At 57.5% G+C, this 16,086-nt stretch carries 14 protein-coding genes; 11 read left to right on the top strand and 3 right to left on the bottom strand.

Annotation, left to right across the window (positions count from 1 at the left end):
• The first annotated feature begins 69 nt into the window (after nucleotides 1-69).
• The 4 genes from pqqB to pqqE are packed head-to-tail and all read left to right on the top strand — an operon-like array spanning nucleotide 70 to nucleotide 3,339.
• On the top strand, nucleotides 70-993 hold the full coding sequence (pqqB, locus tag KO116_RS02730) for a pyrroloquinoline quinone biosynthesis protein PqqB (protein WP_035560604.1): 924 nt from the start codon (nucleotides 70-72) through the stop codon (nucleotides 991-993).
• A 28-nt stretch (nucleotides 994-1,021) separates the two neighbouring features.
• On the top strand, nucleotides 1,022-1,810 hold the full coding sequence (gene pqqC, locus KO116_RS02725) for a pyrroloquinoline-quinone synthase PqqC (RefSeq protein WP_035560602.1): 789 nt from the start codon (nucleotides 1,022-1,024) through the stop codon (nucleotides 1,808-1,810).
• Between the two features lie 31 nt (nucleotides 1,811-1,841).
• Nucleotides 1,842-2,126: a pyrroloquinoline quinone biosynthesis peptide chaperone PqqD gene (pqqD, locus tag KO116_RS02720; protein WP_035560600.1), complete on the top strand. Its 285-nt coding sequence runs from the start codon at nucleotides 1,842-1,844 to the stop codon at nucleotides 2,124-2,126.
• Complete coding sequence (gene pqqE, locus KO116_RS02715; RefSeq protein WP_052703711.1) at nucleotides 2,119-3,339, top strand: pyrroloquinoline quinone biosynthesis protein PqqE; 1,221 nt, start codon at nucleotides 2,119-2,121, stop codon at nucleotides 3,337-3,339. Before pqqD ends, pqqE begins: the two co-directional genes overlap by 8 nt.
• A gap of 24 nt (nucleotides 3,340-3,363) precedes the next feature.
• On the opposite strand, the gene KO116_RS02710 is transcribed toward pqqE, so the two are convergent.
• From KO116_RS02710 to KO116_RS02700, 3 genes are all read right to left on the bottom strand, one after another.
• A complete protein-coding gene (locus KO116_RS02710) occupies nucleotides 3,364-3,960 on the bottom strand; it encodes a rhodanese-like domain-containing protein (protein ID WP_045812055.1) in 597 nt (198 codons plus the stop codon).
• Nucleotides 3,961-3,967: 7 nt separating this feature from the next.
• Nucleotides 3,968-4,654: a pentapeptide repeat-containing protein gene (locus KO116_RS02705; protein ID WP_052703710.1), complete on the bottom strand. Its 687-nt coding sequence runs from the start codon at nucleotides 4,652-4,654 to the stop codon at nucleotides 3,968-3,970.
• Nucleotides 4,655-4,726: 72 nt separating this feature from the next.
• Entirely contained in the window at nucleotides 4,727-6,628 is a 1,902-nt protein-coding gene (locus KO116_RS02700; protein WP_035560597.1) for a methanol/ethanol family PQQ-dependent dehydrogenase, read from the bottom strand.
• A gap of 260 nt (nucleotides 6,629-6,888) precedes the next feature.
• Here KO116_RS02700 and pedF point away from each other — a divergent pair, with 260 nt between their 5' ends.
• The 7 genes from pedF to KO116_RS02665 all read left to right on the top strand — a co-directional run bounded on the left by pedF (nucleotide 6,889) and on the right by KO116_RS02665 (nucleotide 16,082).
• On the top strand, nucleotides 6,889-7,395 hold the full coding sequence (pedF, locus tag KO116_RS02695; RefSeq protein WP_235272487.1) for a cytochrome c-550 PedF: 507 nt from the start codon (nucleotides 6,889-6,891) through the stop codon (nucleotides 7,393-7,395).
• Nucleotides 7,396-7,415: 20 nt separating this feature from the next.
• Nucleotides 7,416-8,243, top strand: a complete 828-nt coding sequence (locus KO116_RS02690; protein WP_052703709.1) for a quinoprotein dehydrogenase-associated SoxYZ-like carrier — start codon at nucleotides 7,416-7,418, stop codon at nucleotides 8,241-8,243.
• Nucleotides 8,240-9,184, top strand: coding sequence for a quinoprotein relay system zinc metallohydrolase 1 (locus KO116_RS02685; protein WP_035560594.1), 945 nt, complete (start codon nucleotides 8,240-8,242; stop codon nucleotides 9,182-9,184). The genes KO116_RS02690 and KO116_RS02685 overlap by 4 nt, the downstream gene beginning before the upstream one ends.
• Nucleotides 9,185-9,197: 13 nt before the next feature.
• Nucleotides 9,198-10,973, top strand: coding sequence for an alpha/beta hydrolase family protein (locus tag KO116_RS02680; protein WP_035560591.1), 1,776 nt, complete (start codon nucleotides 9,198-9,200; stop codon nucleotides 10,971-10,973).
• 96 nt (nucleotides 10,974-11,069) lie between these two features.
• Complete coding sequence (ercA, locus tag KO116_RS02675; RefSeq protein ID WP_035560912.1) at nucleotides 11,070-12,233, top strand: alcohol dehydrogenase-like regulatory protein ErcA; 1,164 nt, start codon at nucleotides 11,070-11,072, stop codon at nucleotides 12,231-12,233.
• On the top strand, nucleotides 12,230-13,927 hold the full coding sequence (locus KO116_RS02670; protein ID WP_035560587.1) for a PAS domain-containing hybrid sensor histidine kinase/response regulator: 1,698 nt from the start codon (nucleotides 12,230-12,232) through the stop codon (nucleotides 13,925-13,927). Before ercA ends, KO116_RS02670 begins: the two co-directional genes overlap by 4 nt.
• On the top strand, nucleotides 13,920-16,082 hold the full coding sequence (locus tag KO116_RS02665) for an insulinase family protein (protein WP_045812054.1): 2,163 nt from the start codon (nucleotides 13,920-13,922) through the stop codon (nucleotides 16,080-16,082). Before KO116_RS02670 ends, KO116_RS02665 begins: the two co-directional genes overlap by 8 nt.
• The last annotated feature ends 4 nt before the right edge of the window (nucleotides 16,083-16,086 follow it).

Genomic DNA, 16,086 nt, shown 5'->3' with positions numbered 1-16,086 from the left:
TGCCTTTATTAGGTTTATAGCAGGTAGGGGCTTTATTTACATCGCAGCACCGACTTAAGAGGCCAGCCTATGCAGGTTCTAGTTCTTGGGGCTGCCGCAGGGGGCGGTTTTCCTCAGTGGAATTGCAACTGCCCGAACTGCTTTCACGCTCGCCAAGGCAGCGGCGGCCATCAACCACGCACTCAGTCATCCATTGCGTTAAGCGTTGATGGCAAACAGTGGCTGCTATGCAATGCCTCCCCTGACATTCGCGCCCAGCTCAACGCCAACCCGGAATTATGGCCAAGCGAACTGCGGGGCAGCGGTATTCGTGGCGTGCTGCTGGTGGATGCCCAGATCGACCACGTCACCGGGCTACTTTCCCTAAGAGAGGGCTGCCCGCTGGATGTATGGTGCACGCCCAATGTACATAACGATTTATCTACTGGGTTTCCACTGTTCACGATGTTGGAGCACTGGGGCGGGCTGCGCTGGCAGCCGCTTGGCTTGAAAGAGCATCAGGAGGTTGTCGAGTTTTCGATTCCCTTCCTGCCGGATATCGCGCTTACCGCCTTTGCGCTACACAGCAATGCCCCGCCCTACTCACCACGGCGTGGAGCGACTTCCTGTGGCGATAATCTAGGGCTGTATATGGTCGACCGCCGCAGCGGTAAGTCGCTGTGCTACGCCCCAGGACTTGGCAACCCCACACCACTGGCCATGCGCTTCTTACACGCCGCCGATGTGGTGATGGTGGACGGCACCCTGTGGGAAGACGACGAAATGCAGGCACTAGGCGTTGGCACCTCAACAGGTCAACAGATGGGGCACCTCGCGCTCAATGGCAGCGGCGGCATGTATGAGTTACTTAACGAATTGCCCTGCAGTACGCGGCGCATTTTGATTCATATCAACAACACCAACCCGATTTTAGACCGCACCAGCGAGGCGGCAAAAACACTTCAGGGCGCAGGCATCGAAACAGCCTACGACCGTATGAAACTCACGCTATAGCCCTATCGCCAATATTAGGAGATTGATCATGGCGCTAACCGCGATTACCCCCTGCGCTGCTGCCACCCCGCTCAATCGGGAGGCGTTCCGTGAAGCGCTGATGAATAAAGGGCAGTACTACCACCTTAACCACCCCTTTCAGCAGGCGATGGCCAACGGCGAACTTAGCCGAGAACAGTTGCAGGGCTGGGTGGCTAACCGCTTTTACTACCAACTGATGATTCCCCAAAAAGATGCCGCGCTACTGGCCAACTGCACGGATGTAGCCACCCGCAGACGATGGGTGCAGCGCCTGCTAGACCACGACGGACACGCTGGCGATGAGGGTGGGATTGAAGCCTGGCTGGCCCTCGGTGAAGCCGTGGGATTGCACCGCCATACGCTGCTGTCCCAGGAGCGCGTGTTACCCGGCGTGCGCTTTGCGGTGGATGCTTACCGCCACTTTGTAGCCCAAGCCCCCTGGCAGGAGGCAGCAATCTCATCGCTTACCGAGCTGTTTGCTCCGCTAGCCCACCAAAACCGCCTGGACACCTGGCCCCAGCACTATCCGTGGATTAACGAGCAGGGCTATCGCTACTTTCGTAAGCGCCTCAGCGAAGCCCGCCGAGACGTTGAGCACGGGCTGGAAATCGCCTTAAGCGTGTGTACAACGGTGGCGCTGCAGCAGCGTGCGCTGGACATCCTGCAATTCAAGCTCGATGTGCTGTGGAGCATGTTGGATGCCATGACCATGGCCTATCAGTTAGACCGCCCGCCTTACCACACCGTCACCCGTGAAGCGGTGTATCACCGTGGGCTTGAGCACTCACTTTACTAGACCTTGATTGACTAGCGCCGGGGAGTTCAACATGGCACAGCAAGACATTTACCAACTGCGACGCGGCTGGCGGTTACAGTGGGAGGCCATTCAGGGCTGCCACGTCATTCTTTACCCCGAAGGTATGGTCAAGCTCAGCACGACTGCCGGGGCGATTCTTGAACAGGTCGATGGTCGCCAATCCGTCGCCGACATTATCGCCACCCTACAGCGGCGCTACCCAGGCGCAGAGACCTTAACAGACGATGTCGTGCAGTTTATTGAAGAAGCCCGCAGCAACGGCTGGCTGACCGTGAAGGAGGTGCACTGTGGTTAATGGTAATACGGTTAATCAAAACAGAGCGAGTCCAACCGCCGAAGCTATCTCACCGCCCTTATGGCTGCTGGCAGAACTTACCTACCGCTGCCCGCTGCAGTGTGCCTACTGTTCTAACCCGCTGGCATTTACCCGCTACCAAAACGAGCTGGATACCGAAGCTTGGTTTAGTGTACTGCGTCAGGCGCGGGCCATGGGGTCGGCTCAGTTGGGCTTTTCCGGCGGCGAGCCGCTGATTCGCCAGGACCTCGAAGCGCTGGTCAGCGAAGCACGCACGCTGGGCTTTTATACCAACCTGCTGACCTCTGGCGTGGGCCTTACTGCCCAGCGGGTAGACGCCCTGGCAGAAGCGGGCCTGGATCATATCCAGATTAGCCTGCAGGCTGCCGACCCCGAACTGGCTCAGGCGCTGGCAGGCTCCGCCAAGGCCCATGCCAACAAGCTAGCTATGGCAAAAGCCGTCAAAGCCGCTGGCTACCCCATGGTATTGAACGTGGTGCTGCATCGGCACAATATCGATCAAGTTGGCGATCTGATTGCCCTCTGCGATGAGCTAGGCGCGGATGCGGTTGAACTGGCCAACTGCCAGTATTACGGCTGGGCGTTTTTGAACCGCCAAGCGTTGATGCCTACCCGTGAACAACTGGTACGTGCCGAAGCGGAAACCAACCGCTGGCGGGAAACACTGGCGGCAAGGGGCCGCGATATGTCGTTGTTGTTTGTGGTGCCGGACTACTTTGAACAAGCGCCTAAAGCGTGCATGGGCGGCTGGGGGAGCATTTTTATGACCGTCGCCCCGGATGGCGCCGTGTTGCCCTGCCATAGCGCTAGGGAACTGCCGATGGCGTTTCCCAACGTAAAAGAGACGTCGCTAAAGGACATTTGGTACCAAAGCGATGCCTTTAACCGTTTTCGCGGCACCCAGTGGATGCCAACACTCTGCCAGCAGTGTGACGAGCGCGATAAAGACCATGGCGGCTGCCGTTGCCAAGCTTATTTGTTAACCGGCGATATCAACGCCACTGACCCGGTGTGCCAGCACTCTCCCCAGCATGGGTTGCTAGAGAGCCTGATCGCAGAAAACGCCCAAAGCACGCCTGAGCAAGCGTCCCTGATTCCCCGCAATACCCGCCAATCCAAATGGTTACAGAGCCAGGATGGTTCAGCGGAGCCTTCTCCCCGCCAAACGCCCGAGCTGATTTATCGGCAATAAATCTATTTATCAGTAATACACTCATTAAGGCTCGCAGGTGGCTCGCTCAGCATGGGCAGGCAACTGCGGGCAAACAGCTGCTAATGAATGACCGTTCGCTTGCCAGCCATCCACCCCATCGGGGTACCAATATAGCTCTTCATAGCCCATTGCCTCAGCGCGTCGGGCAGCATTCCAGGAAAGCCAGCAGTCGGTGCGGCAAAAGAACACCAACGGCGCTGCCTCCGCGTTCTCACGCTGCGCATCGAGTGTTTGTGTGAAGTAATCACGCCACTCATCTTCCAAAGTAGGGGCGCCCACGTTAGGCAGCCAAATACTACCGGGGATCGTTAAGTGAGGACTATCCTGCAGAAAAAGGCCGTTATGCCAAGTTAGCGCGTAAACATCCACCAGGATGACCGACGATGATTCCAGCAATACTTGAAAAGTATCGTCATCTAACGTGGTCACCCCGGGTAGCGGTGCAGTGACGGGTGCTTTAAATGGCGGTAACCGATAGCCTTGTTGGTTAAACGCCGCGGCAGGTACGTCAGCACCCGCCACTCCGCTAACTATTCCACTTATCCACGCCAAACAAATGGTATAACGGCGCACAGAGTGCGCCGAGTGTTGTGTCGACATGATGACATTACTCCCAATCAAACGGGCAACCGGTACATCCCTCCATTTGGGCCATTTGGAAGTTACCGTAGTGGATACGTGCACCGGTCATATTGGCATCGTTAAGACGGGCAATGTTCATTTTGACTTCTTGCAGGTTAGCATCACGCAGATCCGCCCCTACCAGGTTGACCTTATTCATCCAGGCCATTTCCAGGTTGCTGCCCATCAGCTTCGCTCCCTGCATACTGGCCCCAGACAGCCGGGCGAACGCCAAATTGGCCCCCGTCAGGTCGGCATGGTCAAACGTCGCTCCCTGGGCATAAATGCTCCAGCTATCCAACCCAACCAGACTGGCATGGGAAAGATCGGCACCACGCAAGTGGGTGTTGGGCATACGCGCGCGATTAAGGTTAGCGTTGCGTAGCGATGCACCTTCAAAATCGACGCTGCGTAGATTGCTATGGCGAAAATCCGAGCCGTCTAAGTTGCTGCCCGCAAAGTTAGCGCCTTGCAAATCAAGGTTAGAAAAGTCACCGCCGGATAAGTCCCTATTGGCGCACTGGGCGCCTGGCACCAACTCGCAGCCGTTATGCACTGGCGGTTGATACTCTTCAACATAATCGTCGGCAACGACACTGCCTATCGCGCTAAGGCAGAGAAAAATCGCCGTTGTTTGGCGTCGCCATAAAGGCACAGTATTAGGCGTTATCATTATTGTTCTCTCCACTACCGTTATCTTCCTTCAAAAAAGGGCGGCAAAGGCCGCCCAAGAGGTGTTAATAAATTAACGGTTAGCCAGATCTTTAACGAAGGACGGCAATTTGAAGACCCAGAACGAGCCGCCCTGGGCAATCGGTCGCGTCAGTTCCGCCATATCACCGCCCCACAGCGGAACTGCACCACCATAACCTGCAGTGACACCGATGTACTGCTCACCGTCCATTTCCCAGGTAACCGGTGGTGAAATGATGCCGGTGCCTACCTGGAACTTCCAAAGCTCTTCCCCAGTTTCAGCATGGAATGCTTTGAAGTAGCCATCGCCCGTACCGGTAAACACCAAATCACCGTGGGTGGCTAGCACGCCTGCCCATAGCGGCATAGGTTCTTTATGCTCCCAAGCATACTCGCCGGTAACCGGGTCTACAGCGCGCAGAATACCCACATGGTCGTCGTACATACGCTTAATACGGAAGCCCATACCCAAGTAAGCGGCGCCTTCTACATACTCGACTTCCTCAGTCCAGTAATCCTCTTTCCAGTGATTACCCGGCACGTAGAACAGCCCGGTATCTTCGCTATACGCCATGGGGTTCCAATTTTTACCGCCCAGGAACGGAGGCGATACTTCAACAGGCTCCGAGCGGGTTTGGCCTTCTTCCAAACGCGGTGGACGCTGGCCTTCAGCCTCAACCGGGCGGCCGGTTTCCAGATCGATATGGGTCGCCCAAGAGATGTTATCGACAAAGGGAAAAGCGTTGATGAGCTCGCCGTTAGTGCGGTCAGTGACATAGAAGAAGCCATTACGGTCAGCGTGGGCGCCCGCATTCACCGTTTGGCCATTCTCATCTTCGTATTCGAACAATACGATTTCGTTATTGCCTGAAAAGTCCCAGGTGTCGTTGGGCGTGTGCTGATAGAACCACTTCACTTCGCCGGTCGAGGGGTCGATACCCAGTTGACCAGAGGTATAGAGGCTATCGTAGTCAGCCGGGTCGCCGTCTTCCGAGGTGCGTGCCCAGCCGTTCCAGGGGGCCGGGTTACCCGCACCAATGATAATGGTATTGGTGTCAGGGTCGAAGCTGGCGCTCTGCCATGGCGCACCGCCGCCTTGGCTCCAGGCTGGTACTTTGCCGGTGTCGCTGTCTGGGTCATCGGGCCAGGAGGGTGCGCTGGCATCACCCGTTGGGGTGCTCTCCTCACCGTTCAAACGCCCCATATGACCTTCAACAAAGGGGCGCATCCAAATCTCTTCACCGGTATCAGGGTCACGGGCATAGAGCTTACCCACAATGCCGAACTCATCCCCTGAAGAGCCATGAATCAGCAATACGCGACCCGTTTCGCTATCTTCTACAATCGTTGGTGCGCCCGTCATGGTGTAACCCGCGCGGTGGTCACCAAAGCGTTCGCGCCACACCACTTCACCAGTATCTTTATTTAGCGCCACAATCCCCGCATCCAGCGTGCCGAAGAATACCTTGTCGCCGTAAATGGCCGCGCCGCGGTTCACTACGTCACAGCAAGGGCGAATATCGCTGGGCAGTCGATGGTTATAAGACCACAACCTCTTTCCGGTACGTGCATCAATGGCAAAAATACGTGAGTAGGAGCCGGTAACATAGATAACGCCTTCATGGATCAGCGCCTGCGACTCCTGGCCACGCTGCATTTCATCGCCAAAGGAGTGAGACCATGCAGGGGTTAGCATCTCTACATTGTCTGCGTTAATTTGATCCAGCGGGCTGTAGCGTTGGGCTTTCACGCCCATGCCGTACATCAGCACCGTTTCAGTGTTGTTATGGTCATTGAGAATATCGTCCCAGGTCACCTCGCTGGCGTGGGCTGTCAATGCAACGCCCCCAATACCTAGGGCAGAGGCGTAAGCAACGGCGGCGGTGAGAGTACGCAGGCGAAAGGGCCACGAAATTTTGCGGGCTGACGTGTTGTTATTGATAGCGTATGTCATGGTTTTTCCATCCGAGTAATGATCACAATGCAATGGCTGCAAAGCGGCCAAGCTGCTGCTTGCGTGGTGCCAGCAAGACTAAGCTCAGCTTAGAAGCCCAGATCAAAAACCAACCTACCTCTCCAGTCGCGTTCTCATCCTAAATTAGCACTACTTCCAAAGGAGGAGGCTAGCGATGCCTAAGGTGCTATAGGTTCGGCAAGATTACCTGCCTATGCTCACTCAAGTAACGATACATTGAGCCCCTGAGGAGCTATTCCATGACAACGCTTACAAAAACAATCTCAAAAACAATCACAACGGCAATCTCAAAAACGGCCGCTACCAAAACACCCATAGGCCAAGCGGGGGCTATCGCCCTTGTGGCTTTGCTGGCTGCACCACTGGCATGGTCCCATGGCAGCGTAACCCCGCAAGCCGTTGATACTAAAGATCTTGAGCGCTTAGGTGACGAATGGCGGGAAGAGAATCCTTACCGTGATCACCCCCAACATGATCTAGCCGTGGACATTGGTGCCCGCGCTTATAACAGCAACTGCGCCGCTTGCCACGGCCTGGAAGCAAAATCCGGCGGCATCGCCCCCGACCTACGCGAGCTGGAGAATGGCCCGTGGGGCGATGAGTGGTTCAAAGAGCTGGTCACGAACGGTGCCGAGCGCAATGGCCGTGTGCTAATGCCGCGTATGTCCGACTACGTCAGCCAAGAAGCACTGTGGGCCATCCGCACCTGGTTAGAAACGGTCAGCATAGAAACGACCGGACAGTAATCGCTAAGCTGGGAGGTACTATGGCAACCCCAACGCCCATCATCACGTTACCACGGCTCGCCGCGGCTCTTCCTGCATTCCTCGCAGCGTTTATCTGGCTAACAGTTATGTTGCCCTCCCCCGCCTTGGCCACCGTGAACACCGCTGAACAGGATCCGCTTGATTCCTTTATGTGGCCTGTGTACCGCGAGCGCTTTTTGGGCGACGCCCCGGTGGTGTTTGATGAGCGGGTCATTGTTAGCGCGCCAAGTTTCGCCGAAGACTCAGGCCAAGTACCCATTGAGTTAGACGCCCGCGGATTAGCAGCCAACGGCGAGCCGATAACCGACATCATCGCCTGGGTGGATCTCAATCCTATTCCCCGCCTGTTTCACTACTCACCGATGAGCCATGGTCTCGCCAAGCTTTCGTTAAATATTCGCTTGGAACAAGCCTCTGCGGTGCGCGTAGCAGTGAAACAGGGGGATACTTGGCACGTGGGCGGCACCTACATTGAAGCAGAAGGCGGCGGCTGTACCACGCCGGGTATTGCCGGCGCTGACAACGACTGGGAAAACACCTTCGGCGAGCTGCAGGGACGGCTGTTTGCCACTGAAAGCGAACAGCGCCTACGGGTGCGTCTCTCTCACCCCATGGACAGCGGTTTAATTCCCAGCCTGCCCGCCTTTTACGTACAGTCGTTTGAGCTGCTGGATCAGCAGGGTCAGAAAGTGGCCGCGCTGGATATCGAAGCCTCGGTGAGCGCCAACCCCACCCTGGGGCTTCATATGCGTCCCTCTGCGGAGGGCTATGTGATTGGCGCCCGGGACAACAACGGCAACCGCTTTTCTATTGGGCTGCAACCATGAAAACGCGCTTATTTGCGAGCATAGCGGCGCTGCTGAGCACACCGCTAGCAGCCAGCGAGCCGGTCATGTTCTGCGAACGTCCGCTAACGGCCCAGCCGATTGCAGAGAACACCTGGATGGTGGAAGGCTTAAGAGAAGAGCTTTCCACCAGCAACTGCGGCCATATCGGCAACCAAGCATTTATTGCCACACCCAACGGTACCATTCTCATTGACAGCGGCAGCAGCCCACGCTTTGGCGAAACACTCAAAACACTGATTGCGCAGCACACCTCCCACCCCGTACGCTGGGTTTTGAATACCCACCACCACCCCGATCACTTTTTCGGTAATGCCGCCTTCGACGAGGCAGAGCACCTCACCTTAGCCAGCACTCGTGCGCTGATGGCCCGCGACCGAGAAGCACTGATCGATAACGTAGAGCGGCTGACCGGGCGCAGCTTGGCGCGCTCGCATATTGCCCTGCCCGACACGATTGAGGCAGGCGAGGTAACGCTGGGAAGCTACCCACTCACGCTATACGCCATGCGCGGCCACAGTGGTGGCGACCTAGTCATTATGGATCACGCCACCGAGGTTCTGTTTTTGGGCGATATGGGCTTCTACCAACGTGCTGCCGCTACTGCTCACAGCCCTGGCTTGCAACAGTGGCAGGAAGAACTTAACGATCTACGTGGTCTCAACGCCCGCATCGCCGTGCCCGGCCATGGCCCCAGCGCGCCGTCCAACACGGTGTTAGAGCAAACCGCTCACTACCTCGCATGGCTAGACCAGCGCCTCGGTAACGCGGCTAGCGAAGGGCTGGGGGCCAACCATATCTTGGCCGTCGAGATTCCTGACGCCTTTAACACCATAGCGCTCACTGAATACGAGTTTACCCGTAGCGTGATGCAGCTTTATCCTCGCTATGAAGCACGGCTGCTGTGGGACACCCCACAATAAGGAGCACACACCTATGTGGCTTACCCTGGCAGATGCCGCCGAACCCACTGACACATTGGGCGAACTGCATAGCGACTCCCAGGCCGTTTACTGGCTGGCTCGCTGCCCGCAAACGGTCGACATGCAGCTTTGGCGATGGGCGGCTGACAGCAACGAGGCGCCGCAATGTTTGATAGAGGACGCTGTGGGCAGCCGCGTGAACCAGTACGGCGGCGGCAGCTATACGCCACTGCTGGAGGGCATCGTGTGGGTGCGCCAGCACGACCAGGCGATTATGCACCGCGACCACCACGGCGCCAGCCACTGCTGGCAGAAGCGGCCACAAACAGCCTACGGTGGGCTGTGCGCAGATTCTAAGCGCCAGCGTGTATTCGCGGTTGAGGAAGATACCCATGGTCAGCGTCTTATCGCCATTACTGCCAGCCATCGGTACGTATTGGCAGAAGGCCGCGATTTCTACGGCGCGCCGATATTAAGCGACGACGGTAACTATTTAGCGTGGGTGAGCTGGTCACTGCCTGATATGCCTTGGCAGCGTAGCCTGTTGCACCTCGCACAGGTGACGGCTAACGGTAGGCTTACCGCCTTTGAGCGCTGGGACTTCGGCGCAGCGATTAGCCAGCCGCAGTTTGGCCCTCATAACGCGCTGATCTGCATGAGCGACCCCGCTGGCTGGTGGCAACCCTGGCAGGTTAGCTTGGCCACTCCCCTTTGCCTGTGCAGCACCCCAGTTGATCACATCACCACACCGTGGCAGCTAGGTGAACGCCAGCACGCCTGGAGAGACAATCGGCAGGTTTACTGCCAACTGCACCAGGGGGCGGCTCAGCTTTACCGCCGTACCGGCGAGCAGGTCGAAGCACTGCTATCAGCCCCCGGCCGCGTGGTAAGCATTACGCTGGCAGAACACGGTGATTACGCCATAGTGCAAAACGCCTGCTGCGGCGCCCGGCTGATACGCTTCAACGAAAATGGCTCACGCAAATGCCTAGTGGGTAAGGTCGTGAGTAACGTAACGAAAAATCTAGTGACTGAACCTCCCGCCACGGCACAATGGTTGGAAACACGCGTTGGCAACGCAGGCGAAACGGTGCACGGCTTTTTCTACTCGGCGCTTGAAAGCCGCTTCGCGCCGCTGATTGTACGCGTTCACGGCGGACCTACCGCCGCCACTTACCCTATTTACGACCCGCTGGTAGCCTACTGGCAGCAGCAGGGCTTTCATGTACTAGATATCAACCCACGGGGCAGCGGCAACTTTGGCCGCCGCTACCGTGAGTGTTTAGCGGGCCAGTGGGGCATTAGCGATACTGACGATGTGATCGCCCTGGTTAATGCCGCCTGCGAACGCTTTGCAATAGATACAGCGCGCTGCTTTATCCGTGGCCAAAGCGCTGGCGGGTTTACCGCCCTCAATGCCCTGGCCACCACGCCCCTGTTTGCTGCGGCCACTAGCCTGTACGGGGTAACCGATGCGTTATCGCTATCCGCAAAAACACATCGCTTTGAATCCGGCTACTTGGCCTGGCTAATCGGAGACGAGACCCAGCTCGCCCAGCGCAGCCCTACTTACCACGTCACCCGTTGCCAGCGCCCTTTACGGGCACTATTTATCCAGGGTGGCAAAGACGCCGTGGTGGTGCCAGAGCAAACTCATGCCATGGCGCGGCATATCGAACAGCAGGGTGGTGAGGCGCAAACACTGCTATTCAGTCACGAATGCCACGGCATTCGTGACCCTCAAGCGCGCCAAACCATGCTGGCTCGCGAGCTGGCCTTTTATCGATAAGATGACTTGCCACCTAACGACGGCACCAAGGTCGTAACGCAACAATCTCCTAAGGTGCTTAAGATAATGGTTAACAATTATAAACGAGACCGCCCCATGACTTCGCCGCTCACGCAACTTCGTAAGTTTGTCGCGCCTGAAATTATTTTTGGCGACGGTGCGCGCCACGCGGCAGGCAATTACGTCTCTACTTTTGGGGCAGAAAAGGTACTTTTGGTCTCTGATCCGGGTGTACTACTGGCGGGCTGGGTGACCGATATTGAAGCCAAACTGCTGGAAGCCAACATTGCCGTTGAGCGTTTTACCGCCGTCTCCCCCAACCCCCGGGTAGATGAGATTATGGCCGGTGCCGCGATCTATCGTGAAACCGGCTGCAAGGCGATTGTGGCGATAGGCGGTGGCAGCCCGATGGACTGCGCCAAGGGGATTGGTATCGTCACGGCCCACGGCGGGCATATTCTCGATTTTGAAGGCGTTGATACAATTCGCGTGCCGATTCCTCCGCTGATTTTTATTCCTTCAACGGCGGGCACCTCGGCGGATATTTCCCAGTTTGCGATTATTTCTGACCAGCAGCGGCGCATGAAATTCTCGATTATCAGCAAGGCCGTCGTGCCGGATGTGTCGCTGATCGATCCTGAAGTCACCATGACCATGTCGCCCTACCTAACCGCTTGTACCGGGGTCGACGCGTTAGTGCATGCCATTGAAGCGTTCGTTTCAACCGGCAGCGGCCCGCTCACCGATACCCACGCCTTGGAAGCCATGCGTTTGATCAGCAGCCACCTTGAGGCGCTGGTGGCGAATCCTACCGATGGCGAGCTGCGCGCTCAGGTAATGCTAGGCAGCATGCAAGCGGGCTTGGCGTTCTCAAACGCTATCTTGGGTGCAGTACACGCTATGTCGCATAGTTTGGGCGGCTTCTTGGATCTCCCCCACGGTTTGTGCAACGCTATGCTATTAGAGCATGTGGTGGCCTATAATTATGATGCCGCCCCCGATCGTTTTAAGCGGGTCGCCGAAGCCGTCGGTATCGACTGCCGGGGGCTGTCACAGCAGCAGATCAAAAAAGCGCTGTTCCGGTACTTAGTCGATTTAAAACATGCGGTTGGCCTGGGAGGCACGCTTGGCAAGATGGGCGTCTCACGCAGCGACGTGCCGTTTCTCACCAACCACGCGCTGGGCGACCCTTGCATTTTGACCAACCCGCGCCGTTCCAACTCAAGGGATGTAGCGGTGGTGTACGAAGAGGCGCTATGAAAAAAGCCAACGATCCTTCGGGCTTTTCGGTCAGCGATCTGCTCGGGCTTGGCCAACAGTCGGCGCGCAAAAGCTATTATCGCGAGCTGTCAGTGCGCTTAGAAGAGCTTGAAGTTGAGCGCAATCGCTATAAATGGCTGTTTGAAAACGCGCTACACGGTATTTTTCAGGCATCGCTCTCCGGCAAACTGCGCGCCGCCAACCCGGCACTTGCCGCCATGCTCGACGATAGCAGCGTAGCGCATACCCTGGAGCGCTGTGCCCGCTTTGACGCGCTCTTTGTTAACGCTGCCACTGGGCAACAGCTGCGCGACCTGCTGCTCATTCAAGGGCACGTAACAGGCCAAACCACCTTGTTGCAAGGAGCTTCTGGTCACCAAGTTCCCGTCGCCATTACGCTGATCAAAAAGCCCGCCGAGCTTGCCGGAGACGAAGACCTGATCGAAGGCTTTGTGGCAGATATTACTGAGCGTGAGCGCGCCCGCCAACACTTAGAAACACTCAACGCCCACTTGGAAGCCCGGGTAGCTGACCGCACCCAGGCACTGGAACGTCTCAACGAGGCGCTTAGAAACGCGCGCGATGCTGCCGAGTTTGCCAACCACAGTAAAGACCGCTACCTAGCCGCCGCTAGCCATGATCTGCTGCAACCCATGAACGCTGCACGCTTATTGGTGGCCTCACTACAGGAGCGGTTGAACGACAGCGATAATCTAGTCCTGGTTGAGAGGGTGCAAAACTCGCTGGAAAGCGCCGAAGCGATTCTTTCCGACCTCTTGGATATTTCAAAACTGGATCACGGCCAAGTACAGCCGCAACTACGCCACTTTAATCTCGACGATATTCTTAGCAATCTCGCTGACGAGTTTGCCCCCGTGGCGCAACGAAAAGGGTTAACGCTGCGCTATGTGCCCTGCCATCAAGCGGTGACCAGCGACCCTCATCTACTCAGTCGTATTGTGCGCAACTTTCTGGCTAACGCTTGCCGCTATACCCAGCATGGCGGCATTTGCCTAGGCGTGCGACGCCACAGTGACACTAGCCTGACCATAAACGTCGTCGATAGCGGTATTGGTATTCCCGAAAGCGACTACCAGCTTATTTTCCGCGAGTTTCATCAACTCAACGCCACCCGCGCGCGCGATCGCCAGGGCGTTGGCCTAGGGCTTGCGATTGTGGAACGGATTAGCCAGCGCCTTGAGCACCCGCTTTCTGTGCGTTCTGCCCCCGGCCAAGGCTCCTGTTTTGCGGTTAGGGTGCCCCGTGCCAGCGGTATTTCCTTTAGCCAAGCTCCCACCCCCAGCGCGCCGTTTTCCGCTGACGCCGAGTTCGAAGGGGTGCGCGTACTGATCCTGGATAACGAACCAGCCATTCTTGAAGGCATGGCGCTGTTGCTCAGTGAATGGCAGGTCAGTTGCGATACCGCGCTGGATGTGACGGCCGCCAAAGCCTGCTCGGAGGCGCCGGATATGCTGCTAGTCGACTTGCACTTAGACGATAGCGTGACTGGGCTGGAGGCCATTCGACAACTTCGACACCACTGGCATGACCCGCAGTTACCTGCCGCCATTATCAGTGCCGACCGCTCTGACCACTGGCAAAGGCGGTTACGTAATGCCAGCGTGCCGCAGTTAAACAAGCCGGTACGCCCCGGCAAACTGCGCGCACTACTACGTAGCCTGCTCAATGGCTAACCCACGCTTCCCACAGTCCTGTATCTCCCTGCCTAACGGCGTGCAGGGCATGCTGGCCCACGCACCCCATTTAACCCATGCTCACGTTAGCATCACTATTGCAGCGGGCTATTTGGATGAGCCCTCCACCCTGCCAGGCCTAGCTCACTTACTGGAGCACGTGCTCACCACCGCACCACTGACAACCTCCTCTAGCACCAGCCTGCTCACGTGGCTTGCCCAGCACCAGGGCGGGCTGAACGCCCACACCGATGACTACGTCACCGATGTGCATTTCTCGATACCGGCAGACAGCCTGGAAACGGCGGCTCTCACTGTTACCAGCCAGCTCGCCACGCCCACTATTTCGTCGCCGACCATTCACACTGAAGTCGCCGCTATTGACGCCGAATGGCAGGCCCGCCAGCACAGCTCGGCGATGCAACGGCTATCAGCCATCGCCACACTCAGTGACCCGCAGCATATCGGTGCAGGCTGCCGCCACGGCAACGCACAAACGCTGGGCCATCACACTGGGTTACTTCATGAGGCGCTGACCGCGTTTCACCACGACCACTACCACGGCGGCCGCGTTAGCATTGCAATTATCAGCCCCAGGACCACAGAAGCGGTGACCCGCCTTATTCAACGTATGGCAACGCTGTTTAACCCGCTACCGCCCAACGCTCCGGCGCTTGCTATTACACCCCGCTGGGGCAGTCTGCCCCGCGCTAAGGTGGTCGGGACGGCCAACGCCGTTGAGCTATTGTGGCCGCTACCCTCGTCCGTTTCGCGTCATCAGTTTAACGCCCTTAGCGACACTGCCGATTCGTTAAACCAAGGCCACCTGGTGGATCAGTTAGCTGACTCGATTATCGACTACCACGCGACTGCCGCCCCAACCGGGGCTTCAGACGCTTTCAGCTTGGCACTAACCGGTACCGCATCGCAGGAGCGGCTGGACGTGCTGGCGGCTTCCCTCAGCGAACGTCTAGCAGCCCCGCTCGCGACGGCCCCTATCGATCACCGCACCGTTTGGCAGCCCCCTGCCGGTACCGTGCAACTAGCGTCGGCGTGGTTTGTCTATGCGCGCCAGCAAACATTGGCACGGCGGCTTGCTGCCAATACAGCGGCTCGGCCATATTTTCCCACCAGAGATCCCAGGCCAGTTCCCCGCTGGCTTGTTTATAACGCGCCTACAACGTTCCAGCATGCTGACGATGCAGCACAATTGGCGGCCAGCCCTCATGTGCAGCGTTGGTGCGGCCAGTATGGTGTCAGCGATGATTTCGCCTCCCTTGCCGACACCACCTGGGCAGCCTGTTTTATTCCCAACGCAATGTTCCTTCCCGCCCCCCTGGCTGCCAAACGGTGCGCCCGCCGCGGCGTGATATGTCAGCACATGCAACTTGCGCAGGGCAGTTGGGTGATAACCGTGGGGGAGGGAGCGGCCGTTGCCATGCAAACCTTACTGCAAGAAGCGCATGTCAATACGGCCATTGTTCCCCAAGGACTCCTGGCTCAGCGGTTGATCCAGCGCCTGACACCGCTGCCTACCACACCGGCGGTATGGGTTTCCCATGAAGCAGAGGCAGAGGTCGTTTGCCACGCGCTGGCAGGGTTGGCCAGCCGCATGGCAACACGCTCTGTGCAGACGCCTGCTACCAATGCGCCGGCCAGCACAGCCATCATGCGCACACTGAGCTTACCGGGCACGCCCACCCAGCGCTGGCTATTAGCGCTGGTTGAGCAGCACCACAGCGCGGCCTTTTTTCAGCAGGCGCGATATGACCATCACTTGGGGTATGTCGCGGCGGTACGCAGAAGCGACGGTGCGCCCTGCTCACTTGGCTATGTGGTGCAAACCAGCGAAGACACTGAACCAGTAGGCGAAAAGCTACTAGCCATCACCAATGCCCTGTGGCAAGCGGCGGAAGATGCCCTAAAGACGCCAAACGCCCTTAAACGCTCGCTCACACCGCCTGAAACGCCCCTGGCCGCGCTGATCATCCAGTGGCAAAGCCTCTTGTCAGGCACTGATCAGCCACTGCATCGGCTTGGGCAGCACAGCATCCATTCACAGGCGCTGACCGATTTGCCCGCTCTGATAAACACCCACGGTCACTGGCAAACCCACTGGTTGGATAGTGCTGGCCACTATCGCATTAACGATTGAGGCG

The organism is Halomonas sp. KO116 (assembly GCF_000734975.2).
GTDB lineage: Bacteria > Pseudomonadota > Gammaproteobacteria > Pseudomonadales > Halomonadaceae > Vreelandella > Vreelandella glaciei.
This window is presented reverse-complemented; position numbering and strand designations above follow the sequence as displayed.

What these genes read in the sequence shown, in the direction of transcription:
- pqqB (WP_035560604.1), top strand. Translation starts at nt 70, where the DNA reads ATGCAGGTTCTAGTTCTTGGGGCTGCCGCAGGGGGCGGTTTTCCTCAG.
- pqqC (WP_035560602.1), top strand. Translation starts at nt 1,022, where the DNA reads ATGGCGCTAACCGCGATTACCCCCTGCGCTGCTGCCACCCCGCTCAAT.
- pqqD (WP_035560600.1), top strand. Translation starts at nt 1,842, where the DNA reads ATGGCACAGCAAGACATTTACCAACTGCGACGCGGCTGGCGGTTACAG.
- KO116_RS02710 (WP_045812055.1), bottom strand. Translation starts at nt 3,960, where the DNA reads ATGTCGACACAACACTCGGCGCACTCTGTGCGCCGTTATACCATTTGT.
- KO116_RS02705 (WP_052703710.1), bottom strand. Translation starts at nt 4,654, where the DNA reads ATGATAACGCCTAATACTGTGCCTTTATGGCGACGCCAAACAACGGCG.
- KO116_RS02700 (WP_035560597.1), bottom strand. Translation starts at nt 6,628, where the DNA reads ATGACATACGCTATCAATAACAACACGTCAGCCCGCAAAATTTCGTGG.
- pedF (WP_235272487.1), top strand. Translation starts at nt 6,889, where the DNA reads ATGACAACGCTTACAAAAACAATCTCAAAAACAATCACAACGGCAATC.
- KO116_RS02690 (WP_052703709.1), top strand. Translation starts at nt 7,416, where the DNA reads ATGGCAACCCCAACGCCCATCATCACGTTACCACGGCTCGCCGCGGCT.
- KO116_RS02685 (WP_035560594.1), top strand. Translation starts at nt 8,240, where the DNA reads ATGAAAACGCGCTTATTTGCGAGCATAGCGGCGCTGCTGAGCACACCG.
- KO116_RS02680 (WP_035560591.1), top strand. Translation starts at nt 9,198, where the DNA reads ATGTGGCTTACCCTGGCAGATGCCGCCGAACCCACTGACACATTGGGC.
- ercA (WP_035560912.1), top strand. Translation starts at nt 11,070, where the DNA reads ATGACTTCGCCGCTCACGCAACTTCGTAAGTTTGTCGCGCCTGAAATT.
- KO116_RS02670 (WP_035560587.1), top strand. Translation starts at nt 12,230, where the DNA reads ATGAAAAAAGCCAACGATCCTTCGGGCTTTTCGGTCAGCGATCTGCTC.
- KO116_RS02665 (WP_045812054.1), top strand. Translation starts at nt 13,920, where the DNA reads ATGGCTAACCCACGCTTCCCACAGTCCTGTATCTCCCTGCCTAACGGC.